This is a genomic window from Streptomyces sp. NPDC101234 (assembly GCF_044767525.1).
Lineage (GTDB): Bacteria > Actinomycetota > Actinomycetes > Streptomycetales > Streptomycetaceae > Streptomyces > Streptomyces sasae.
Map to the genome: position 1 here is coordinate 150,921 of NZ_JBIWOA010000013.1, position 22,984 is coordinate 173,904.

Here is a 22,984-nt window from a genome sequence, read left to right on the forward strand (position 1 = left end):
ACGCCGGAAACGCTAATGTCGGTCCTTGTGCGACCGCATCGGCCATCGGCCCGAGCCGGGTCCTAGGACCAAGGGCGGGGAAGGGCCGTAACGTGCATCATGTGCACACGGCCGCAAAGGCTGTGTTCAGTAAACGCACAGGGAAAACGCAGAAACTCCACTCAATTGTTCACGTTCTCCTGTGACTTGAGTCACAAGGGGCATTAATTGTTGACCCTGTGTACCGAGTGGGCAGCGCGCTGTGATTCAGTGGCGGGGAAAAGTAGCGCCGAAGCAGACCCTTGATTCACTGCGAGGTCTCGGGGGGAGGGCGAGCATGGAGGCCGAGTCGGAGCCCTACGTCCGTCTTGCATCCCTTCGACAGCTGCACCAGGTCATGGCCGACATGAACACGGCCCGGAGCCTGGCGGACACCCTGCAGACGGTCGCCGACGGCGTGATCACCGCCCTCGGCTACGAGATGGCGTGCGTCAACCTCGTCCGCCCCACCGACGGCCACCTGGTCGTCGCCGCCTTCTCCGGGAACTCCGCCGCCGAGGCCCTGATCACCGGCCGGGTCGGCTCCCGTGAGTCCTGGGACCGGCGGCTGGCCATGGGCGAGCAGTGGGGCGACCTCGTCTTCATACCGCACACCGAGGGCTGGGTCCTCGACGACGACGACGTCCCGCAGTGGTACACCGACGGCCCCGCCCCTCGCTTCGAGGACGAGTGGCACCCCTCCGACCGGCTCTTCGCCCCGATGTACACGCCCGGCATATCGGGCAGCTCCTGCGGCGAACTGCTCGGCGTGATCTCCGTGGACCGCCCGCGCAACGGCCGCCACCCCGGGGCCTGGGGCCGCGAGGCCCTGCAGATGTACGCCTTCCAGGCCGCGATCGCCATCAGCAACGCACGTCTACGCGCGAATATGCAGCGGGCACTGGTCAGGCTGGAGCGCGAGCAGCAGGCCCTGCGCGCCAGCGAGGAATCCTTCCGGCAGGCCTTCGAGTACGCCCCCTCCGGCATGGCGATAGCCGAGATGGGCGGCGACCAGCACGGCCGAATACTGCGCACCAACGACGCCCTGTGCCGCCTCCTGGGCCGCCCCGCCTCCGCGATGCGCCGCTACTCCTTCTCCGACCTGGTCCACCCCGAGGACATCGGCACCCTGCTCCGCACCTCCGCGGAGGGCGGCCGCGCCGAACTCCGCCTCGGCCGCCGCGACGGCACCTACGTCTGGGTCTCGCTCCGCAACTCCGTCGTCGCCGACGCCGCCGACGGCCCCCGCTTCCTCCTCACCCACGTCGAGGACATAGAGGAACGCAAGCGCCGAGAGCTCCAGCTCGCCCACCGCGCCTCCCACGACTCCCTCACCGGCCTCCCGAACTCCGCCGAGCTCCGCTCCCGCCTCTCCTCCCGGCTCTGCACGCGCGCCGGCGGCCTGGAGTCCCTGGACGCGGCCTACGGCCACCCCGCCTACGACGTGAACGGTCACGGCTTCGACTTCGCGAGCGCAGCGGGTAGCTCGACGGGCAGCTCGTCGTACGACGGCTACGACCACCACGTGCACACCGTCGCCCCCGAGGAGGGCCGCGACGACGGCGCCAAGGGGCTCGCGGTGCTCTTCTGCGACCTCGACGGCTTCAAGTCCATCAACGACCGGTTCGGGCACAACGCGGGCGACGCCGTCCTCATCGAGGTCGCCCGGCGCCTGGGCCGGGCCGTGCGCGACGGCGACACCGTGGCCCGTCTCGGCGGCGACGAGTTCGTGATCCTCGCCGACGGCCTCGGCAAGGCCGACGCCCAGGACCTCGCCGTACGCCTGAGAAACGAGATCATCCAGCCGATCCGCGCCGAGGGCCGGGCCGTCCGGGTGGGCGCCAGCTTCGGCATCGGCTGGGCACACTGCGGCATGACCGCCGACGAAGTCCTGAAATCCGCTGACGAGCGGATGTACGTAGAGAAACGATCTCGTCCCAAAGCGCATCGCCGTGCCGGATGAGCCGCAGGTCACCGCGGGGATGCGGGCACTGATGCGGTGCGAGTCACCTGTTTGGCTCAGCAGGACCGGGTAGGCTCGACTCTCAATACTTGTATCGCATCCGCCCGCACCTGCTGAGGAGTACCAGGGATGACGCCCGGCGACAACGGCGCGAGCACGCCCGAGGACGACGACCCGTTCGGCTATCTGTACGCCGACGGTCAGGCCAGAGGGGCCCAGCCGCCGTCCGGCTCCGGCGGCTACGGCTACCCGAACGCGGTCAGCAGGGTGCGCCCGGTCGGCGAGCGTACGTACGGCGGACAGCAGCAGGCACCGCAGCCGCAGTACGGCGGCGGCCAGACCATCCCGCAGCAGCAGCCCGGCGGCTACGGCCAGCCTCCGAACGCGGCCTACCAGGCCCCGGAGACCTTCCCGGGCGGCGCGCCGACGTCCCGCGTGGCCCCGCAGAACCCCGGCCGCGGCCGGGGCCCGAACACCAAGGGCCTCCTGATCGGCGCCATCGCGGTCGTGGCCGCGGTCGTCATCGGCATCAGCGTCGCGATGATGAACGGCAACGGCGACGAGAACAAGGCAAACGGCGGCGCCTCCACCTCCCCGTCCACGTCCCAGAGCGCCTCCCCGTCCCCGTCGAGCAGTAGCTCGGTGTCGGCGTCCGGCGATATCGCGCCGGTCGACGCGAAGACCTTCCGCCTGGACGGCGGCGCGAGCACGGCCTCGGACGTCAAGGGCGCGAAGGCCCAGGGCGGCATCTACGTCACCAACTTCAGCCAGACCGGCGCCGGCGTCACCTGGACGGTCAACGGCATCCCGTCGGAGGGTCTCTACACCGTCTACGCGCACTACAGCGCCGTGCAGGACCAGGCCATGACGCTGTCCATCAACGGCAAGACGTTCGGCAGCAAGTTCCCCCTGGACAACTACACGGGCCAGAGCGACCCGACCAAGGCCTGGACGACCAGCTTCACGTATCCCACCCTCACCAAGGGCACCAACGTCATCTCCCTGTCCTGCCAGAGCGGCGACAGCTGCGACATCCTGCTGGACCAGATGTGGGTGAGGCAGGGCAAGCACACGAACAAGGACTAGGCGGCCGCAGGCCCACCGGTCACCGCGACCTGGCCGAGCAGTCTCTCGTACGCCGCCCGGTCGAACTCCCCGGCCGCCGGGGCCCGTACCGTTGCTGCCGACAGGGCCACCGCGCGGGACAGGCGGGCCGGCCAAGGGAGTTGTTCGACCAGGCTGGACAGGAGGCCGGCGACCGCTGAGTCGCCTGCGCCGGTCGGGTTGCCGTGTTCACGGGTGGGCGGGACCGCGTGCCAGCGGCCCTCCGGGGTGAGCGCCAGCAGGCCCTGCGGGCCCAGTGAGGCGACGACCGCCGTCGCCCCGCGTCGGCGGGCGTCCTGCGTGGCCCGTGACGGCTCGTGGGAGCCGGTGAGTTCGGCCAGTTCGTCGGCGTTCGGCTTGACCAGGTCGGGCCGGGCGGCAACGCCCCGGCGTAGTGGCTCCCCGCTGGTGTCCAGCAAGACCGGGACGCCCGCGGAACGGGCCGTCTTTATCAGTCCGGCGTACGCCCCCACCGGCACGCCCGGCGGCAGACTTCCGCACAGTGCCACGGCCGAGGCCCCCGCCAGCAGTTCCTCGTAGTGGTGCAGGAAGGTGCCCCATTCGGCGGGCGCTATCTGCGGGCCGGGCTCGTTCAACTGGGTCGTGTCACCCGTCAGTTCGTCCACGACGGCGATCGTGCGGCGGGTCGCCCCGGCGACCGGCAGCAGTGCGTCCCGTAGGCCCGGGGTGTCCGCGAGCCGCTCCCGTAGCGCCCGCCCGGTGGCCCCGCCCGCGAACCCGGTGACCGTCGTCTCGTGCCCGAGCGCGGCGAGCACCCGGGCCACGTTCACCCCCTTGCCGCCCGGCCGTTCGGCCACGTCGGAGACGCGGTGCGAGCTGTGCGGGCGCAGCGCGCCGACCCGGTAGGTGATGTCGAGAGCGGTGTTCAGGGTGACGGTGAGAATCACCGGGCGACCTCCCTCGCAGATGCCCGTGCCGTCCGACGGGGGCCTTGATCATGCCAAAGGGACGGCGACCCGGCCTAGGTCGCCGTCTCTCAAAGCATGGTCATGATCAGGGAAGTTCCGGTACGACCACCCACTCGCCCTTCCTCATCACGCCCTTCAGTGTGAAGTCCGCGTCCAGGACGAGCAGATCGGCGTCCTTGCCGGGCTCCAGGGAGCCGATGCGGTCGTAGAGGCCCAGCAGCCGGGCCGGGTTGGCGGACAGGGCGGCGACGGCGTGCTCGACGGGGAGCCGGTCGATGGTCACCGCCCGCTGGAGCGCGCGGTCCAGGGTCAGGGTCGACCCCGCGATGGAACCGCCCTCGACCAGCCGGGCGACCCCGTCCGTGACCTCGACCTCCAACGGGCCCAGCAGATAGCGGCCGTCGCCGCTGCCGGCCGCGTCCATCGCGTCGGTGATGAACGCGACCCGGTCCGGGCCCGCGTGATGGAACGCCAACTGAAGCGAGGCGGGGTGCAGATGGGTGCCGTCGTTGATCAGCTCGACCGTCACCCGCTCGTCCTCCAGGAGTGCGGCGATCGGGCCGGGCGCGCGGTGTCCGATCTGCGGCATCGCGTTGAAGAGGTGGGTGGCGACCGTGGCGCCCGCGTCGATCGCCTCGACCGTCTGCTCGTACGACGCGTCCGTGTGGCCGACGGCCGCGATCACGCCGTGTTCGGCGAGGAGCCGTACCGACTCGATGCCGCCGGGGAGTTCGGTGGCCAGCGTGACCATCCTCGCCTGCCCGCGCGCCGCGTCGAGCAGCTTGCGGACCTCCGCCGGGTCCGGGTGGCGCAGCAGAGCCTCCGAGTGGGCGCCCTTGCGGCACGGGGAGATGAACGGGCCCTCGAAGTGGACACCGGCGATCTCGCCCTGCTCGGCGAGCTCCGAAAGGAGGCCGGCCTGGCGGGCGAGGACGTCCATGTCGTCGGTGACGGTGGAGACGACGAGGGTGGTGGTGCCGTGCACGCGGTGCGTGTGGACGCCGGTGAGGACCTGTTCCGCGGTGCCGGAGCTGAAGGAGGCGCCGCCGCCGCCGTGGTTGTGGATGTCGACGAAGCCGGGCAGGAGCCAGTGGCCGGTGAGGTCGATGAGCTGGGCGTTCGCGGGGGCGTCGGCGGCGATTTTCGTTCCGTCGACGACCAGTCGTCCCTTGTCGACGACTCCGGTCGGGAGGACTACCCGGGCGCCGTCGAGGACCAGGCCGTGCGTCCCGGGGTGCGGGTGCGTTGTGGCTGGTCGCGCAGTTCCCCGCGCCCCTGAAGGGGCGCTGTCATCGCGCTCGTTGGCAGCCATCAGGGCGATACCTCCGGAGTAGTCGTCGTAGTCAACAGGTCCTGGGCGAGCAGGCCCGCCCCCAGACAACCGGCCGTGTCTCCCAGTGCGGCCGGGACGATCGTCGGCAGCTTCTGGAATGTCACCCGGCGCTCCACCGCTTCCCGCAGGGGCTGGAACAGAACAGTCCCCGCCTCCGCCAGGCCACCGCCGATGATCAGTACGCGGGGGTCCAGCAGGGTGACGGCCGTGACCAGCCCGTCCGCCAGGGCGGCCACCGCCTCTCCCCATATCCGTACGGCGTTCGGGTCGCCGGACGTGACGGCCTGCGCGCAGTCCGCCGCGTCCGCGTCCGGGTCGCCGCAGGCCTTCGCCCACGCCTCGCTCACCGCCGCCGCGGACGCGTACCGCTCCAGACAGCCGTGCTGCCCGCACGGACAGGGGGCACCCTGCGGTCGTACGACGACATGGCCGATCTCGCCCGCGAAGCCGTGCGCGCCCGACTCCACCCGGCCGTCCAGGCCGAAGCCGCCCGCGATACCCGTGCCGAGCGCCACGAAGAAGAAGCGGTCCGCTCCCCGGCCCGCGCCGAGCCGGCCCTCCGCCAGGCCGCCGGTGCGCACGTCGTGGCCGAGGGCGACCGGGATACCGAGGCGGTCGGAGAGGAGCGCGCGCAACGGGACGTCGCGCCAGCCGAGGTTGGCCGCGTAGACCGCGATACCGGCCGGCTCGTCCACGATTCCCGGGACCGCCACGCCGGCCGCCGACGCCGGCTCGCCGAGGTGCCGCTCGCCGTACACGAGCAACTCGGCGGCGAATTCGAGGATGGCGGCGACGACGGCGTCGGGGCCGCGGTCGCGGCCGGTCGCCCGGCGGTCCTGGTGGAGCAGCTCGCCGTCCGGCCCGACCAGTGCGGCCTTCATTCCGGTGCCGCCCACGTCCAGGGCGATGACATGTCTCACGGGAACAGTGTGGCCCGCCGACCCGCAAGAGGTCTAGTCCACTTACGTGGTGTAGACCTTATGGGTCCACATATTGAACGGCGAGACAGTTAGATCGAGGTAGTGCAAGTGCGGCGGCGTAAGGCAGGAATGATCGCGGTGGTGTCCACCCTGGGCATGACGGCGGTCCTCGGTGGCTGTGGGACGACCGGATCCTCGGACGTGACCCTCAGACTCGTCGCCGCCGACTACGGAGACTCCGCCGCCAACAGCTCCCAGAAGTACTGGGACAAGCTGGCCAAGGCGTACGAGGCCCAGCACTCCGGCGTGAAGGTCGACGTCACCGTCTACTCGTGGAACGACGTCGACCGCAAGGTCAAGGACATGGTCGCCGCCGGCAAGGCACCCGACCTGGCCCAGATCGGCGCGTACGCCGACTACGCGGCCGCCGGCAAGCTGTACGAGGCCGGCGACCTGCTCTCCATCCCGGTCCAGGCCGACTTCCCGTCCCAGCTCGCCGAGGCGGGCCAGTGGAACCACGCGCAGTACGGCATGCCTTTCGCCGCATCCACGCGCGTCCTCTTCTACAACAAGACCCTCTTCTCCCAGGCCGGCATCACCACCCCGCCCACCACCTGGAAGGACCTGGCCGCCGACGCGGAGGCGCTCAAGGCGCACGGGGTGAAGTACCCGTACGCCCTGCCCCTCGGCCCCGAGGAAGCGCAGGCGGAGACCATGCAGTGGCTGCTCAGCGGCGGCAGCGGCTACACCGACGACACCGGCTCGTACACGATCAACTCCACGCAGAACATCGACACCCTCACCTGGCTCAGGGACGAGCTGGTGGGCAAGGGGCTGACCGGCCCGACGGCGCCGGGCAGGCTCAACCGCGCGACGGCGTTCACCGCGTTCGCGAACGGCCAGGTCGGCATGGTCAACGGCCACCCGACCCTGATGAAGCAGGCCGAGGCGAAGGGCGTGAAGTTCGGCATGGTCGCGATGCCCGCCCGCGCCGGCCAGACGACCACCACCGCCTCCATGGGCGTCGCCGACTGGATGGCGGCGTTCAAGCAGAACGGCCACGCGGAGCAGGTGGGCGACTTCCTCGACTACGTCTACAGCGAGAAGAACGTGCTCGCCTTCTCCCGCGAGTACGGCCTGCTCCCCGTGACCACGTCGGCCTCCCAGGCGATGACCTACTCCACCCGGACGCAGGACGAACAGCTCCGCCCGTTCCTGGAGCAGCTGCCGACCTCCGCGCTGTACCCGGCGGGCAAGACCTCCTGGGCCGCCATCAGCGCCGACATCAAGGAGCAGATAGGTACGGCGGTCACCTCGACGGGCAGCCCGACCGCCGTCCTCACCCGGCTCCAGGCCGAGGCGTCGGCGGCCGACAGCCGTACGACGGGCTGAGCGCTACCGTTCTCGCCATGGACCGGCAAGAACTGGACGCGCGCGAGCAGGCCGTCCTCGCCCTCGAACGCCGGGGCTTTGCGAGCCCCGGCGCGAAGGAGCGGGCGATACGGGAAGAACTCGACCTGGCCCCCGTGCGCTACTACCAGCTCCTCAACGCGCTGCTCGACGACGAGCGGGCCCTCGCGCATGACCCGGTGACGGTGAACAGGCTGCGGCGGGTGCGGGAGGCCCGGCGCGGCGAGCGGTGAGGTTGGGGGTTTCCTCGCCCCCGCCGCCCCTACCCGTCCCATCACCAGGGGGCTGCGCCCCCTTCGACCCCCGCGGCGGTAGATGCGGACCTGCGGGCCGGTGGGGGCTGGTCGCGCAGTTCCCCGCGCCCCTTGCGGGGCGTTTGGATACTGTCGGCTGCATGGGAACCCACATCACGGAACCCCTCCCGACGCCTCGTACCGCGGCCGGTCGTGACGGCCTTGCCGCCCTTCTCGCACAGCCCCGCACCGCTCTCGTCGGCCTCGACTTCGACGGCACCCTCGCGCCGATCGTCGCCGACCCCGAGCAGGCACGGGCCCACCCGGACGCCGTACCGGCGCTCGCCGCCCTCGCGCCGAAGGTGGCCGCCGTGGCCGTCGTCACCGGCCGCCCGGCCGAGGTCGCCGTCCACCACGGCGGTTTCGCCGGCGTCCCCGGCCTGGAACACCTGGTCGTCCTCGGCCACTACGGCGCCGAACGCTGGGACGCGGCGACCGGCGAGATCACCTCCCCGCCACCCCATCCCGGCATCGCCGCCGCCCGCGCCGAACTCCCCGCCCTCCTCGACCGCGTCGGCGCCGCGCACGGCACCTGGATCGAGGAGAAGGGCTTCGCGGTGGCCGTCCACACCCGCCGGGCCGACGACCCCCAGGCCACCTTCGACTCCCTCCGCACCCCCCTGACCGACCTGGCCACCCGCCACACCCTGATCGTCGAACCGGGCCGCCTGGTCCTGGAACTGCGCCCCCCGGGCATGGACAAGGGGGTCGCCCTGCGCGAGTACGCGAGGGAGATCGGCGCGGGGGCGGTGCTCTACGCAGGCGACGACCTGGGCGACATCTCCGCCTTCGCCGCAGTGGAGAAGCTGAGGACGGAAGGCGTCCCGGGCCTGCTGGTATGCAGCGGCAGCGAGGAGGTCACAGAGCTCGCGGACCGGTCGGACCTGGTGGTGACCGGCCCGGAGGGAGTAGTACGACTGCTGAGAAGCCTCGCCGCATACAGCGCCCCGTAAGAAAGCGCCCCGTACAGAAGCGCCCCGTAAGGGGCGCTGGGGGTGCCCCCGGCCGAAGGCTGGGGGAGGAACTGCGCGACCAGCCCCCACCGGCCCGCACCTACCGATGGGAGCCGAAGGGGGTCGAAGGGGGCGCAGCCCCCTGGTGATGGGACGGGTAGGGGCGGCGGGGGCGAGAACTACCCGCCCAACGCCCCCAACTGCTCAAGGAACCAGGCCGCAGGGGGCAACGCGGTAGCCGCCGCGGCCAGCCGCTTGCACCGCTCCCCCCGCTCCCCCTCCGGCAAGGCCAGCGCCCGCGCCAACGCATCAGCCGTCCCCCCGATGTCATACGGGTTCACGACCACCGCATCCTCCCCCAACTCCTCGAACGCCCCCGCCTCCCGCGAGAGCACCAGCACACACCCCTCGTCCGACACCACCGGAATCTCTTTCGCCACCAGGTTCATGCCGTCCCGGATCGGGTTCACCAGCGCCACGTCGGCCAGCCGGTACGCCGCCAGCGACCGCGCGAAGTCGTCCTTGACATGCAGCACCACCGGCGTCCAACCCGCCGTCCCGTACGCCGAGTTGATGTCGTCGGCCACCCGCCGCACCTCGGCCGTGTAGTCGCGGTAGACGGCGAGGTCCTGCCGCGAGGGGTACGCGAACGCGACATGCACCACCCGCTCCCGCCACTCGGGGTGGTCGTCGAGCAGCTGCCGGTACGCCAGCAGCCCCCGCACGATGTTCTTCGACAGCTCGGTGCGGTCGACCCGGACGATCGTCCTGCGGCCTTCCCCGATCTCCTCCCGAAGAGCCGCCATCCGCTCGCCCACGTCCGGCTCGTGCGCCCGCTTCCGCAGGAAGTCCGCGTCGGCCCCCAGCCCGTGCACCCCGATCCGCGTCCCGCCGGACGACGGATCCGCGGCCGGAATCCCCGGCCCCAGCACCGCATGACAGCAGTCGACGAACGCGTCCGCCCACCGCCGGGTGAGGAAAGCGGCGTGATCGGCGCCGAGGATCCCGCTCAGCAGCTCCGCCGCGATGTCGTCGGGGAGGAGCCGGAAGTAGTCCGGCGGTGCCCAGGGGGTGTGCGAGAAATGGCCGATACGCAGATCCGGGCGCAGCCGGCGCAGCATCCGCGGTGCCAGCGCCAGGTGGTAGTCCTGGATGACGACGGCCGCCCCCTCGGCCGCCTCCTCGGCCAGCGCCTCGGCGAACGCCCGGTTGTAGGCCTGGTACGACGCCCACTGCCGCCGGAACTCCGCGTCGAAGACCGGCTCCAGCGGGGTCTGGTACAGCATGTGGTGGACGAACCAGAGCACCGAGTTCGCGATGCCGTTGTACGCGTCGGAGAACACGTCCGCGTCGATGTCGAGCATCCGGACCTGCTGGCCGCCGGTGTCCACCGCCGGCAGCCGGCCGCCCTCGGCGCGCCGCACCGCCTCCCGGTCCCCGTCGCTCAGCGCCGCGCACACCCACACCGCGTTCGCGTCCGGGCCGATCGCCGACAGACCGGAGACCAGCCCGCCGCCGCCCCGCTTGGCATGCAGCGCGCCGCCCGCGTCGTCGGGGCGCACCTCGTACGAAACCGGGCCGCGGTTGGACGCGACCAGCACCTCAGCACCGCCGGTGGAAGCCATACGCCTGAACCTAGCCCGGCCCGGAAACGCTCAAACGTACGGCTACGCCCGACCGGCGGCCGTATACGGAACGCCCGTCGAAGTCACGCCACCCGGCGCTCGGCGTACTCCGCGATCTCCACCATCGGCGGCCGTTCCTCCGTGTCCACGGAGTACGTGCGCGGTTCGAAGCCGTCCTCGCCCCGTTCGAACTGGGTGAGCGAGGGGCGGATCAGGTGGCCGCGGGCCAGCCGCAGCTGCGCCGTGCGGTAGATCGCGGCGGACATCCGGCCGAGGGCCTGGCCGTCCTGGTGGCGGTGTTTGCGGACACCCACGTCCACCTGCGCCAGCGCGTCCAGCCCCACCAGGTGCAGGGCATCGACCAGCATGCCCAGCTCGACCCCGTACCCCACCGGGAAGGGGAGCTGTTCCAGCAGGGAGCGGCGGGCCGCGTACTCGCCGCCCAGGGGCTGCACGAAACCGGCCAGCTGCGGCCAGTGCATGTTCAGCAGCGGACGGGCCATCAGCTCGGTGACCCGGCCGCCCTGCCCGGCCGCACCGGCCAGCGGGCGGTCGTACATCGCCTTGACCAGGTCCACGCCGGGGTCGGTCAGCAGCGGGCCGACGATCCCGGAGACGAAGTCGGAGGAGAAGTCCCTCAGATCCGCGTCGATGAAGCAGACGATGTCCCCGGTGGTGACCAGGAGGGAGCGCCAGAGGACCTCGCCCTTGCCGGGGACGGCGGGGATGCGCGGGAGGATCGTGTCGCGGTGGACGACCCGGGCGCCGGCCGCCGCGGCCACGGCCGCCGTGCGGTCCGTGGAGCCGGAGTCGACGACCACGATCTCGTCGACGAGCGGCGCCTGCTGCATCAGGTCGTGGCGGATGATCGCGACGATGTCGCCGACCGTCTCCTCCTCGTTGAGCGCGGGCAGCACGACGGAGACCGACTGCCCGGTGCGCTGCTTGGCGGCGAGTATCCGGTGCAGGGGGCGGTCGCTCACGGACCAGGAGCGGGTGGCCAGCCAGCGCTCGACTTCTTCCAGCACAGTCAGCGGCTCCTCACTGTCACGGTCACACTGCCAAGTGTGATCCATCTCGCGGTACGGACGACTCTCTCAACTGTCCTGGCCTTCGGTTACAGTCTTGAACAACGCCGATGACCATCGCATGTCGTGCGGTCACCGTGCGTTGACAACCGAATACAGCTCATCCAGAGGGGCAGAGGGATACGGCCCGATGAAGCCCCGGCAACCCTCCAGTCGGTACTCGTAGATCCGTCGTCGACCGCTCCGGTCACTGTCGATCGTCCGCGAGGCTCCCGGCTAGGGAAGGTGCCAAATCCGTCTCACGGCGAGATGCGTCGTGAGGAAGATGAGGAGAAAGGGCCTCGCCTCCATGGCTGCGCAGACTGTTGCCACCACCACCGACTCCACGACCGTCGACCTCGGTCCCGCCACGGCCCTGAGCTGCCGCGAGTGCGGTCACCGTGTGCCCCTCGGCCCGGTGTTCGCCTGCGAGGAGTGTTTCGGCCCGCTCGAGATCGCGTACGACTTCTCGGACTACGACACCGAGGAGCTGCGGAAGCAGATCGAGGCGGGACCCGCGAACATCTGGCGCTACGCGCCGCTGCTGCCCGTCCCCGCGGACGTGGCGACCAAGCCGAACATCAACCCCGGCTGGACCAAGCTCGTCAAGGCCGACAACCTGGCGCGGGAACTCGGTGTCACCGGCGGGCTGTACGTGAAGGACGACTCCGGCAACCCGACGCACTCCTTCAAGGACCGGGTCGTCGCCCAGGCCGTCGAGGCCGCGCGCGCCTTCGGCTACACCACGCTCTCCTGCTCCTCCACCGGCAACCTGGCCGGCGCGGTCGGCGCCGCCGCCGCCCGGGCCGGCTTCCGCTCCTGCGTGTTCATCCCGCACGACCTGGAGCAGGGCAAGATCGTCATGGCCGCGATCTACGGCGGCGAGCTCGTCGGCATCGAGGGCAACTACGACGACGTGAACCGCTTCTGCTCCGAGCTGATCGGCGACCCGGCCGGCGAGGGCTGGGGCTTCGTCAACGTCAACCTGCGGCCGTACTACGCGGAGGGCTCCAAGACCCTGGCGTACGAGATCTGCGAGCAGCTCGGCTGGCAGCTCCCGGACCAGCTGGTCATCCCGATCGCCTCCGGCTCGCAGCTCACCAAGGTCGACAAGGGTCTGCAGGAGCTGATCAAGCTCGGGCTCGTCGAGGACAAGCCGTACAAGATCTTCGGTGCGCAGGCGGAGGGGTGCTCGCCGGTGTCGGTGGCCTTCAAGGGGGGCCACGACGTGGTCCGTCCGCAGAAGCCGAACACCATCGCGAAGTCCCTCGCCATCGGCAATCCGGCCGACGGTCCCTATGTCCTCGACATCGCCCGTCGTACGGGTGGTGCGGTGGAGGACGTGACCGACGAGCAGGTCGTCGACGCGATCAAGCTGCTCGCACGGACCGAGGGGATCTTCGCGGAGACCGCCGGCGGTGTGACGGTCGGAGTCACCAAGAAGCTCATCGAGAACGGGCTCATCGACCCGGCGAAGTCGCTTGTCGTACTCAACACCGGTGATGGACTGAAGACGCTGGACGCTGTCGCGGAGACCGGGCTGACGGCGACTATTCGGCCCACTCTCGAGTCGTTCCGTGAGGCCGGGCTGGCCCAGTAGGCAGTCGTCATTCTGCGGGCCGGTCGGGGCTGGTCGCGCCCGCGCGGCGGTAGCCGCACATCGACTCAGTCCCGCGCCCTTGAAGGGGTGCTACAGCTACCGGAGGTTCAAACGTGAGTGTCACCGTTCGCATCCCCACCATCCTGCGCACCTACACCGGTGGCCAGGCCGAAGTCACCGCCGAAGGCGCGAACCTCGGTGAGGTCATCGCCGACCTGGAGCAGAACCACACGGGAATCGCCGCGCGTGTTCTCGACGACCAGGGCAAGCTGCGCCGGTTCGTCAACGTCTACGTGAATGACGACGATGTGCGATTCGAGCAGGGCCTGGAGACGGCCACCCCGGACGGTGCCGGCGTCTCCATCATCCCGGCCGTCGCCGGCGGCTGAGCCGCTGACCTGCCTGACGTGATGGCCGAATGACCGAACATTACCTTCGGTAACAGCCATCACCGATTGTTCATCGGATTGCCCCCTCCGTGAGAGAAGCGGAGGGGGCAATTCTGTGTGGTTGAGCGCGGTAGAGTTGGGGAACACGGTCCCGATCTCCGGGTCGCGGGCCCTGTTATTCGATACCGCTAGCCCGCCAAGAAGTAGCCAAAGTGTGCGGGTTATATGCGGCTTTTGCGGCTTTTATAGGGCCCGACTTGCCCTGAATTCGGCCGAATTCTCGCTACATTCCGGACCCTTCCCGTCCAGAATTCTCGTCCGATTGACCTGTTGCAGACGGCAGTTGGACAGATACATTCAGCCGCGGTCGACGCGTTCCGGCGCACGCCCCCAACCATTGGGGGGTGAGGTCTGACCCGGATCCGCGAAGTGTGGATCTGTGCAAGGGCCAGTAATAGGGGAGTTAGGCATGGCTCAGGGCACCGTCAAGTGGTTCAACGCGGAGAAGGGGTACGGCTTCATCGCGGTCGACGGTGGTGCGGATGTTTTCGTCCACTACAGCGCGATCCAGATGGACGGGTACCGCACCCTGGAAGAGGGTCAGCGAGTCGATTTCGAGATCTCGCAGGGCCAGAAGGGGCCGCAGGCGGACATGGTCCGCTTGGCGACCAGCTGAAGCACGCGCCGACTGACAGCGACGTTCTTCTGTATTTCTTCGAAGGGCTCGTGCCTCCTGGGGCACGAGCCCTTCGGCATGCCCGGCGGCAGCCCGCCGGCGGGCGCTCGGCGGCCCCTCGGCGGCCCTGACTCCAGGGGCCCGATCCCCGGGAGGCGCTTGCACTCGGCATGGGCGAGTGCTAATCATTGGCGTTAGCACTCTGAAGGTGAGAGTGACAAAGAAGGACCGGGTCGGTGAGGCCCGCAGGCCGGGTGGGGCAAAGGAACCCACGGGCCGGTGAGCCGTCCGTCGCGGGCGCGGGCGCGGTCCGAAGACTGACTCACCCCCAGTCCTGGAGGGACCACTTCACATGGCCAAGATCATCGCGTTCGACGAGGAGGCGCGGCGCGGCCTCGAGCGCGGCATGAACCAGCTCGCGGACGCCGTGAAGGTGACGCTCGGCCCCAAGGGCCGCAACGTCGTCCTCGAGAAGAAGTGGGGCGCCCCCACGATCACCAACGATGGTGTGTCCATCGCCAAGGAGATCGAGCTCGAGGACCCGTACGAGAAGATCGGCGCCGAGCTGGTCAAGGAAGTCGCCAAGAAGACGGACGACGTCGCCGGTGACGGTACGACCACCGCGACCGTTCTCGCCCAGGCCCTGGTCCGCGAGGGTCTGCGCAACGTGGCCGCCGGTGCCAACCCGATGGCCCTGAAGCGCGGTATCGAGAAGGCCGTCGAGGCCGTCTCCGGTGCCCTGCTGGAGCAGGCGAAGGATGTCGAGACCAAGGAGCAGATCGCTTCCACGGCCTCCATCTCCGCCGCCGACACCCAGATCGGCGAGCTCATCGCCGAGGCCATGGACAAGGTCGGCAAGGAAGGCGTCATCACCGTCGAGGAGTCCCAGACCTTCGGTCTGGAGCTGGAGCTCACCGAGGGTATGCGCTTCGACAAGGGCTACATCTCGGCGTACTTCGCCACCGACATGGAGCGTATGGAGGCGTCCCTCGACGACCCGTACATCCTGATCGCCAACTCGAAGATCGGCTCCGTCAAGGACCTGCTCCCGCTCCTGGAGAAGGTCATGCAGTCGGGCAAGCCGCTGCTGATCATCGCCGAGGACGTCGAGGGCGAGGCCCTGTCGACCCTGGTCGTCAACAAGATCCGCGGCACCTTCAAGTCCGTCGCCGTCAAGGCCCCGGGCTTCGGCGACCGCCGCAAGGCGATGCTGAACGACATCGCCATCCTCACCGGCGGCGAGGTCATCTCCGAGGAGGTCGGTCTCAAGCTGGAGAACACGACCCTCGACCTGCTGGGCAAGGCCCGCAAGGTGGTCATCACCAAGGACGAGACCACCATCGTCGACGGCGCCGGCTCCTCCGAGCAGGTGCAGGGCCGCGTGAACCAGATCCGCGCCGAGATCGAGAACAGCGACTCGGACTACGACCGCGAGAAGCTCCAGGAGCGCCTGGCCAAGCTCGCCGGTGGCGTCGCCGTCATCAAGGCCGGTGCCGCGACCGAGGTCGAGCTCAAGGAGCGCAAGCACCGCATCGAGGACGCCGTCCGCAACGCGAAGGCGGCCGTCGAGGAGGGCATCGTCGCCGGTGGCGGCGTGGCGCTCATCCAGGCCGCCGCGGTCTTCGAGAAGCTGGAGCTGGAGGGTGACGAGGCGACCGGCGCGCAGGCCGTGAAGCTCGCCCTGGAGGCCCCGCTGAAGCAGATCGCCGTCAACGCCGGCCTCGAAGGCGGCGTCGTGGTGGAGAAGGTCCGCAACCTCACCCCGGGTCACGGCCTCAACGCCGCGACCGGCGAGTACGTCGACCTGGTCGCCGAGGGCATCATCGACCCGGCGAAGGTGACCCGCTCTGCGCTGCAGAACGCCGCCTCCATCGCCGCGCTGTTCCTCACCACCGAGGCCGTCATCGCCGACAAGCCGGAGAAGGCCTCCGCGGCCGCTCCGGGCGGCATGCCGGGCGGTGACATGGACTTCTGATCCGGCAACGGATCGGCTCGTCCTTTCCGAGGGCGGCACCCCCTGCTACGGCGGGGGGTGCCGCCCTCGGGCGTTTCCCCGGCACGGGTCCGTGCGGCACGGGTCCGTGTCCGGTGTCACACGGCATCCGCGCGGAAGCGGGAATGCGCACCTCCGGGCAGTTCGTTGTGCACAGACGCGCACTCGATGCGCGTGCACATACCATCTGGTATTCGCCCCCGGACACACGCCCTACTTCACGAGGAGCCCCCCACGTGACCGTCACCACGCCCCCCGCCTCCCGCGCGGCCGAGATCCTCTCCCGTCCCATCGCCCTCAACGGGCTCACGGTCCCCAACCGGATCGTGATGGCGCCGATGACCCGCCAGTTCAGCCCCGGCGGTGTCCCCGGCGAGGACGTGGTCTCGTACTACTCGCGCCGGGCCGCAGCCGGTGTCGGTCTGATCGTCACCGAGGGGACGTACGTCGGCCACGACTCGGCCGGGCAGAGCAGTCGCATCCCGCGGTTCCACGGCGAGGAGCAGCTGGCGGCCTGGGCGAAGGTCGCCGAGGGCGTGCACGCGGCCGGCGGCACGATCGTCCCGCAGCTGTGGCACATCGGCATGGTCCGCAAGCAGGGCCAGCCGCCGTTCGCGGACGCCCCCGCCGTCGGCCCCTCCGGCATCCGCCTGGACGGGACCGAGGGCGAGGGCAAGGAGATGACCCGTCAGGACCTGGACGACGTCATCCGCGCGTTCGCCGAGGCCGCGGCCGACGCCGAGCGCATCGGCTTCGACGGTGTCGAGCTGCACGGTGCCCACGGCTACCTGCTCGACCAGTTCCTGTGGGCGGGCACCAACCGCCGCGCCGACGCGTACGGCGGCGACCCGGTCGCCCGCACGAAGTTCGCGGCGGAGATCGTGGCCGCCGTACGCGAGTCGGTGTCGCCGGAGTTCCCGGTCATCTTCCGTTACTCGCAGTGGAAGTCCGACAACTACGACGCCCGTCTCGCCGAGACCCCCGAGGAGCTGGAGGCGATCCTCACGCCGCTGGCCGCCGCCGGTGTCGACGTCTTCCACGCCTCGACCCGCCGCTACTGGCTCCCCGAGTTCGAGGGCTCCGACCTCAACCTGGCCGGCTGGACCAAGAAGCTCACCGGAAAGCCCACCATCACCGTCGGCTCGGTCGGCCTCGACGGCGACTTCATCAAGGGCTTCATGGGCGAGGGCTCCCCGGTCAAGAACATCGACGACCTCCTCGACAGCCTGGAGCGCGAGGAGTACGACATGGTGGCCGTCGGCCGCGCCCTCCTCCAGGACCCGGAGTGGGCGTCGAAGGTCCTCGCCGGCCGCACGGACGAACTGACGTCGTACGACGCGGCGGCCCTCAAGACCCTGAGCTGAGCACCTGCAGACGCTGAGCTGAGCACCTGCTCTCACACGAACGGCCGGGACGTCCTGCGTCCCGGCCGTTCGGGGTCTGCCGGCCGACGCCCGCCGCGGTCAGGCGACCGCGGGAGGGCGCCCGATTGATCAGGCGGTTCCTCACGACGACGTCGTCGTTCCGCGAGCCGGGCGCGGCGCGGGGCGCCCGGCCTGTGCGGTCGGCGCGGTCCGCGTTGCAGTGGTCGTAGGAGTTCGCACCCCCGCTGTATACCTGGTCAACCTGAGGGAAGAGCGGCCGGTGGCGGCCCAGCGCAGGGGGGTGCGAGCGGGAGCGCCTCAAGCCCTCGTCGTTACCGTCATCCCCATGAGCCACTCCTTCCGCCCGGCCACCCCCGCCGATCTCGACGCCGTCGTGTCCACTCTGACCAGTGCCTTCCTCCAGGACCCGGTGTGGGGCCCCGTCTTCCCCGACGAGCCCCGGCGGGCCGGGCAGATGACGCAGCTGTGGCGGATCTACGCCGCCTCCGCGCTGCGCTACCCGTGGACGTTCGTGACGCCGGGCGCGGAGGCGGTGGCCGTCTGGATCCCGCCGGGCGGTGTCGAGCTGACCGACGAGGAGGAGCGGGGGCGGGGCGAACTGATGAAGCGGGTCGCCGGGGCCGAGGTGGCGCGGGCGGTCGAGGAGACCGAGGCGGGCTTCGGGGCCGCCCACCCCGAGGAGCCCTTCTACCATCTGACCCTCCTCGCCACCCACGCCGACCACCGGGGCAAGGGGCTCGGCATGGCACTCCTGGCAGACACGCTGGCCCGGCTCGACGCCGTCGGCGCGAACGCGTATCTGGAGTCCACGAACCCCGCCAACGACCGCCGGTACGAGAGCGTGGGCTTCGTCCGGCGGGGCCGGCTCGTCACGCCGGGAGGCCAGACCGTGACCACGATGTGGCGCCCGGCCCGCTGACCGCCAGGTCTGTTTGCCAGGCCCGTCCGGCCGGTCGAGTCCTTCTGGCCGACCGCCCCGGCAGGCTTCTAATCTCACGAAGATGAGGATCCTGCATCTCTCCGACACCCACCTGGACCGCACCGACGCCCCGAACAAGCGCGGCGTCAACGCCACCGCGTCCCTGCGGCTGATGCTCGACGAACTCCGCCACCTCCAGGGCCTCGACGCGGTCGTCGTCACCGGCGACCTCGCGGACGACGGCGCCGTGGAGGCATACACGACCCTGCGCACGCTGATCGGCGCGTATGCGCAGGCCCGTGGCATCCCCGCCATCTACACCACAGGCAACCACGACGAACGCGAGGCCTTCGCCAAGGTGCTGGGCAGCGGGCATCTGGCCGCCGACGGCACCGACCGCGCGGAGCTGGTGTTCGGGCCGGAGGAGCGCGCCGCCGTCAGTTCGGTCGGCGGCCGGCGCTTCGTCACCCTGGACTCGCTCGTGCCCGGGAAGGTCTACGGCCGCCTGGGTACGGCCCAGTTGGAGTGGCTGCGCGAGGTGCTGCGCGGCCCGGCCGAGCGCGGCACGGTCCTCGCCTTCCACCACCCGCCCTTCGCCCTCGGCCTCTCGGCGACCCAGCAGGCCTTCGGGCTCCGTGACCCCGGCGACCTGGCGGCGGTGCTCCGGGGGAGCGACGTACGGGTGATCCTCGCCGGGCACTACCACCTCCAGCTCTTCGGCCTGCTGGAGTCGGTGCCGGTGTGGGTGACGCCCGGGGTCGTCAACCGGATCGACCTGACCGTGGCGGCCGGGGGAGAGCGGGCGGTGCGCGGCGCGTCGGCGTCGCTGGTGGAGCTGGACGGTCCGGCGAGCCCGATGTTCCACACCTTCCACGCGCGGGATCCGCAGGCCCACGAGACGGTCTACGAGATCGACGAGGAGCAGGCCCGGACGTTCGTCGCCGAGCACGGCTGAGGGACGCAACCGCTTCTCCGCTTCCAAGCGACCGCGTTGTCGCAGGTCAGCGCCGCCGTCCCGGAATTAACTTGCTTAACTCAATCAATCGACCTAAGGTTGCTTAAGTCAAGCAGTCAAGATCTCGCTCGTCGAGCCCGTCCGATGGAGGCCCGCTCCCATGTCCGACGCCCTCACCCGACCCGCCGCGGCGGGAACATCCGCCCCGCCGCGGCCGAACGCCGTGGTGGCGGTGCTGGCCCTGGCCGGGATCGTCGTCTCGCTGATGCAGACCCTGGTCATCCCGATCGTCCCGGAACTGCCCACCCTGCTGCACGCCTCGGCCTCGAACACCGTCTGGGCCGTCACCGCCACCCTGCTGGCCGCCGCGGTGGCCACCCCGGTCGTCGGCCGCCTCGGCGACATGATCGGCAAGCGGCGCATGCTCCTGACCAGCATCGTGCTCCTGGTCTCCGGCTCGGTCGTCTGCGCGCTGGCCGACTCCCTGGTCCCGATGATCATCGGCCGTACGCTCCAGGGTCTCGCGGCCGCCGTCGTCCCGCTCGGCATCAGCATCATGCGGGACGCGCTGCCCGCCGACCGGCTGGCCGGCTCGACCGCCCTGATGAGCGCCTCGCTCGGCGTCGGCGGCGCGCTCGGACTGCCCGCCGCGGCCTTCATCGCCGACAAGTGGGACTGGCACATCCTGTTCTGGACCTCGGCCGCCCTGGGCGCCGTCGCCTTCGTCCTGGTCCTCCTCATCGTGCCCGAGTCCAAGGTCCGCACCGGCGGCCGCTTCGACCTCGCCGGAGCGCTCGGCCTGTCCGCCGGTCTGGTCGCGCTGCTGCTCGCCGTCTCCAAGGGCGCCACCTGGGGCTGGACCTCCGGCACCACCCTCGGCCTGGGCACCGCCGCCGTCGTGATCCTGCTCGCCTGGGGCTTCTGGGAGCTGCGCTCCAGGCAGCCGCTGGTCGACCTCCGTACGACCGCCAAGCCGCAGGTCCTCTTCACCAACCTCGCCTCGATCGCCCTCGGCTTCTCGATGTTCGCGATGTCCCTGGTCCTGCCGCAGCTGCTCCAGCTGCCCGAGCAGACCGGCTACGGCCTCGGCAAGTCCATGCTCACCGTCGGCCTCGTCCTCGCCCCCCAGGGCCTGGTGATGATGGCGATGTCCGCCGCCTCCGCCAAGCTCACCCAGGCCAAGGGCCCCAAGATCACCCTGATGATCGGCGCGCTGATCGTCTCCGCCGGCTACGCCCTGAACATCGTCCTGATGTCCGAGGTCTGGCACCTCATCCTGGTCTCCTGCATCATCGGCGCCGGCGTCGGCTTCACCTACGGCGCCCTGCCCGCCCTGATCATGGGCGCGGTCGACCCGTCGGAGACGGCCGCGGCCAACAGCCTCAACACCCTGATGCGCTCCCTCGGCACCAGCTTCGCCAGCGCCATCGCCGGCGTCATCCTGTCGCAGATGACCACGGACTTCGGCGGCCACGCGCTCGCTTCGGAGAACGGCTTCAAGGTCGTCATGGCCATCGGTGCCGGGGCCGCGCTGCTCGCCTTCCTCGTCGCCACGTTCATCCCGCGCCAGAAGACGGCCGCGGGGGCCGCGGCGGACGACGACCGCGAGACCGAGACGGTCGGCGCGAAGGCGTAACCGGGCAGTTGGCCATCCGCCGGGCGGCTTTCACCCCATCGGGTGAGGGCCGCCCGGCACTTCCATGAACCCCCACCCGTTTCACGAGCAACCGGCAACCGAAGCGCCCCTTCAGGGGCGCGGGGCCGTGTCCGACATGCGGTTCCGCCGCGTGGGCGCGACCAGCCCCCACCCACCCACCCGCACCCGACCACCATGCGAACCACCCCGACGCGAAAGCGAGCGACGATGACGACGAACAACGCCCCGCAGTCGGCTGTCCCCTCCGACGGCCCTGTCGTACGGACGGTCACCGGCTCCGTACGCGGCCTACAGGAGAACGGCCTCGCGGTCTTCCGGGGCATACCGTTCGCCGAACCCCCCGTGGGAGAGCTGAGGTTCGCCGCGCCGCGCCCGGCGACGGCATGGGACGGCACGCGCGAGGCGTACGCCTTCGGCCCGCCGCCACCGCAGGACCTGGGTATCCAGGGACGCACGGGCGTACTGGAGGCCCTCGAGGGCGACGACTGGCTGACGGTGAACGTGTGGACACCCGCCCCGGACCCGTCCGCCCGCCGCCCGGTCATGGTGTGGATCTACGGCGGCGCGTACAAGCTGGGCCACTCCGGCAGTCCGGGTTACGACGCCCAGCGCATCGCCCGCGACGGCGACGTGGTCGTGGTCACCCTCAACTACCGCGTCGGCATGGAGGGTTTCGCCCAGATCGAGGGGGCGCCCGCGAACCGGGGCCTGCTGGACCAGGTGGCCGCGCTGGAGTGGGTGCGGGAGAACATCACGGCCTTCGGCGGTGACCCCGACCTGGTCACGGTCATGGGCGAGTCGGCGGGCGCCGGGTCGGTCTCCTCGCTGCTCGCCATGCCGAGGGCCCGGGGCCTGTTCCGGCGGGCGGTCGCCCAGAGCGTGCCCGGCACGTTCTTCTCCCTCGAACTCGCCGAGGACATCGGCAGGGCCCTCGCGGCCGAGGCCGGCCTGCGCCCCACGGTGGCCGACCTCGCGACGACCGACCCGCGCCGGCTGCCGGACGTCGGACAGGCGCTCGGCGCCAAGATGCTCCAGTACGTGGACCGTTGGGGCCGGATAGCGCCGACGGTCACCCCCTTCTCCCCGGTGGTCGACGGTGACGTCCTGCCCACCACCCCCTGGCAGGCGCTCGCCTCCGGCTCCGCACGGGACGTGGACCTCCTGGTGGGCCACAACCGCGACGAGTTCCGGCTCTTCCTGGTCATGGGCGGGATGTACGGCAGCATCACGGAGGAGCAGGCGACCGGCGCACTGCGTCTGTTCGCACCGGGCGGCGAGGCGGGGGAGCGGGCCTACCGCGCGGCCTTCCCGGAGGCATCGGCGGGCGAGCTGTACGAACGGGTGCAGACGGACTGGCTGTTCGCCATGCCGTCCCTGCGGCTGGCGGAGGCGCAGGTGGCAGGCGGCGGCCGGGCGCACCTGTACGAACTGACCTGGGGCGCCCCTGGCAGCGGCGGCGTGCTCGGTGCCTGCCACGGCCTGGACATCCCCCTCCTCTTCGGCACGTTCGAGGCGGACCTCGCCAACCTCCTCTGGGCGGGCGCGGGCGTCACCCCCGAGGCCGAGGCCCTGTCCACCCGCTTCCGCACGGCGTGGACGGCGTTCGCGAGGACGGGCGACCCGGGTTGGCCGGCGTACGACACGACGGACCGCAGCACGCAGGTCCTGGACACGACCCCGGCGGTCACGGCGTACCCGGAGGAGACGAGCAGGCAGCTGTGGGAGGGGTGCGACTTCGTGCCCTCGCCGCTGCTGCGCTGACCGGGCGGGGTTGGGAGACGGCGACCGGCGACGG

At 70.7% G+C, this 22,984-nt stretch carries 19 protein-coding genes and 1 riboswitch; of the genes, 14 read left to right on the forward strand and 5 right to left on the reverse strand.

The features are described 5' to 3' along the window. Nucleotides 1-316 precede the first annotated feature (316 nt). Together cdgB and ACIRR9_RS24435 are read left to right on the forward strand one after the other, a co-directional pair. Complete coding sequence (gene cdgB / locus ACIRR9_RS24430; protein WP_403755417.1) at nucleotides 317-1,981, forward strand: diguanylate cyclase CdgB; 1,665 nt, start codon at nucleotides 317-319, stop codon at nucleotides 1,979-1,981. A gap of 129 nt (nucleotides 1,982-2,110) precedes the next feature. After that, nucleotides 2,111-3,067 carry a carbohydrate-binding protein gene (locus tag ACIRR9_RS24435; RefSeq protein WP_403755420.1) on the forward strand — a complete coding sequence of 319 codons (957 nt, stop codon included), beginning with the start codon at nucleotides 2,111-2,113 and terminating at the stop codon, nucleotides 3,065-3,067. On the opposite strand, the gene ACIRR9_RS24440 is transcribed toward ACIRR9_RS24435, so the two are convergent. From ACIRR9_RS24440 to ACIRR9_RS24450, 3 genes are all read right to left on the reverse strand, one after another. Next, on the reverse strand, nucleotides 3,064-3,993 hold the full coding sequence (locus ACIRR9_RS24440) for a 1-phosphofructokinase family hexose kinase (RefSeq protein WP_403755423.1): 930 nt from the start codon (nucleotides 3,991-3,993) through the stop codon (nucleotides 3,064-3,066). The two genes, ACIRR9_RS24435 and ACIRR9_RS24440, sit on opposite strands and share 4 nt — an antisense overlap. Before the next feature lie 106 nt (nucleotides 3,994-4,099). Next, complete coding sequence (gene nagA, locus ACIRR9_RS24445) at nucleotides 4,100-5,326, reverse strand: N-acetylglucosamine-6-phosphate deacetylase (protein WP_403755426.1); 1,227 nt, start codon at nucleotides 5,324-5,326, stop codon at nucleotides 4,100-4,102. Continuing rightward, nucleotides 5,326-6,267 (reverse strand): ROK family protein, encoded by a 942-nt coding sequence (locus ACIRR9_RS24450; RefSeq protein WP_403755429.1) that lies wholly within the window; start codon nucleotides 6,265-6,267, stop codon nucleotides 5,326-5,328. Before ACIRR9_RS24450 ends, nagA begins: the two co-directional genes overlap by 1 nt. 129 nt (nucleotides 6,268-6,396) lie before the next feature. Between ACIRR9_RS24450 and ACIRR9_RS24455 the strand changes: the two genes are divergently transcribed. The 3 genes from ACIRR9_RS24455 to otsB all read left to right on the forward strand — a co-directional run bounded on the left by ACIRR9_RS24455 (nucleotide 6,397) and on the right by otsB (nucleotide 8,923). Beyond that, nucleotides 6,397-7,659 (forward strand): extracellular solute-binding protein, encoded by a 1,263-nt coding sequence (locus ACIRR9_RS24455; RefSeq protein ID WP_403755725.1) that lies wholly within the window; start codon nucleotides 6,397-6,399, stop codon nucleotides 7,657-7,659. A 17-nt stretch (nucleotides 7,660-7,676) separates the two neighbouring features. Next, complete coding sequence (locus tag ACIRR9_RS24460; RefSeq protein WP_385686471.1) at nucleotides 7,677-7,910, forward strand: DUF3263 domain-containing protein; 234 nt, start codon at nucleotides 7,677-7,679, stop codon at nucleotides 7,908-7,910. A 161-nt stretch (nucleotides 7,911-8,071) separates the two neighbouring features. Next, a complete protein-coding gene (otsB, locus tag ACIRR9_RS24465; protein ID WP_403755432.1) occupies nucleotides 8,072-8,923 on the forward strand; it encodes a trehalose-phosphatase in 852 nt (283 codons plus the stop codon). 179 nt (nucleotides 8,924-9,102) lie between these two features. On the opposite strand, the gene ACIRR9_RS24470 is transcribed toward otsB, so the two are convergent. Further along, nucleotides 9,103-10,548, reverse strand: a complete 1,446-nt coding sequence (locus ACIRR9_RS24470; protein ID WP_403755435.1) for a trehalose-6-phosphate synthase — start codon at nucleotides 10,546-10,548, stop codon at nucleotides 9,103-9,105. Between the two features lie 83 nt (nucleotides 10,549-10,631). Next, on the reverse strand, nucleotides 10,632-11,576 hold the full coding sequence (locus ACIRR9_RS24475; RefSeq protein WP_365345376.1) for a glucosyl-3-phosphoglycerate synthase: 945 nt from the start codon (nucleotides 11,574-11,576) through the stop codon (nucleotides 10,632-10,634). 157 nt (nucleotides 11,577-11,733) lie between these two features. Next, a riboswitch (SAM riboswitch) is annotated at nucleotides 11,734-11,908 on the forward strand. Nucleotides 11,909-11,925: 17 nt separating this feature from the next. Here ACIRR9_RS24475 and thrC point away from each other — a divergent pair. The 9 genes from thrC (at nucleotide 11,926) to ACIRR9_RS24520 (ending at nucleotide 22,950) form a co-directional block, all read left to right on the forward strand. Further along, nucleotides 11,926-13,215, forward strand: a complete 1,290-nt coding sequence (gene thrC, locus ACIRR9_RS24480) for a threonine synthase (RefSeq protein ID WP_365345378.1) — start codon at nucleotides 11,926-11,928, stop codon at nucleotides 13,213-13,215. A gap of 113 nt (nucleotides 13,216-13,328) precedes the next feature. After that, nucleotides 13,329-13,604: a MoaD/ThiS family protein gene (locus ACIRR9_RS24485; RefSeq protein ID WP_123976082.1), complete on the forward strand. Its 276-nt coding sequence runs from the start codon at nucleotides 13,329-13,331 to the stop codon at nucleotides 13,602-13,604. A gap of 469 nt (nucleotides 13,605-14,073) precedes the next feature. Then, nucleotides 14,074-14,280 carry a cold-shock protein gene (locus ACIRR9_RS24490; protein ID WP_019057200.1) on the forward strand — a complete coding sequence of 69 codons (207 nt, stop codon included), beginning with the start codon at nucleotides 14,074-14,076 and terminating at the stop codon, nucleotides 14,278-14,280. A gap of 352 nt (nucleotides 14,281-14,632) precedes the next feature. Further along, complete coding sequence (gene groL / locus ACIRR9_RS24495; protein WP_403755440.1) at nucleotides 14,633-16,255, forward strand: chaperonin GroEL; 1,623 nt, start codon at nucleotides 14,633-14,635, stop codon at nucleotides 16,253-16,255. Between the two features lie 254 nt (nucleotides 16,256-16,509). Continuing rightward, nucleotides 16,510-17,637 (forward strand): NADH:flavin oxidoreductase, encoded by a 1,128-nt coding sequence (locus tag ACIRR9_RS24500; protein ID WP_403755443.1) that lies wholly within the window; start codon nucleotides 16,510-16,512, stop codon nucleotides 17,635-17,637. 346 nt (nucleotides 17,638-17,983) lie between these two features. Continuing rightward, nucleotides 17,984-18,577 (forward strand): GNAT family N-acetyltransferase, encoded by a 594-nt coding sequence (locus ACIRR9_RS24505; RefSeq protein ID WP_403755446.1) that lies wholly within the window; start codon nucleotides 17,984-17,986, stop codon nucleotides 18,575-18,577. Nucleotides 18,578-18,659: 82 nt separating this feature from the next. Further along, nucleotides 18,660-19,532, forward strand: a complete 873-nt coding sequence (locus ACIRR9_RS24510; RefSeq protein ID WP_403755449.1) for a metallophosphoesterase — start codon at nucleotides 18,660-18,662, stop codon at nucleotides 19,530-19,532. Between the two features lie 160 nt (nucleotides 19,533-19,692). Then, nucleotides 19,693-21,168 (forward strand): MFS transporter, encoded by a 1,476-nt coding sequence (locus tag ACIRR9_RS24515; protein WP_403755452.1) that lies wholly within the window; start codon nucleotides 19,693-19,695, stop codon nucleotides 21,166-21,168. Nucleotides 21,169-21,396: 228 nt separating this feature from the next. Beyond that, entirely contained in the window at nucleotides 21,397-22,950 is a 1,554-nt protein-coding gene (locus ACIRR9_RS24520) for a carboxylesterase/lipase family protein (protein ID WP_403755454.1), read from the forward strand. Nucleotides 22,951-22,984 lie beyond the last annotated feature (34 nt).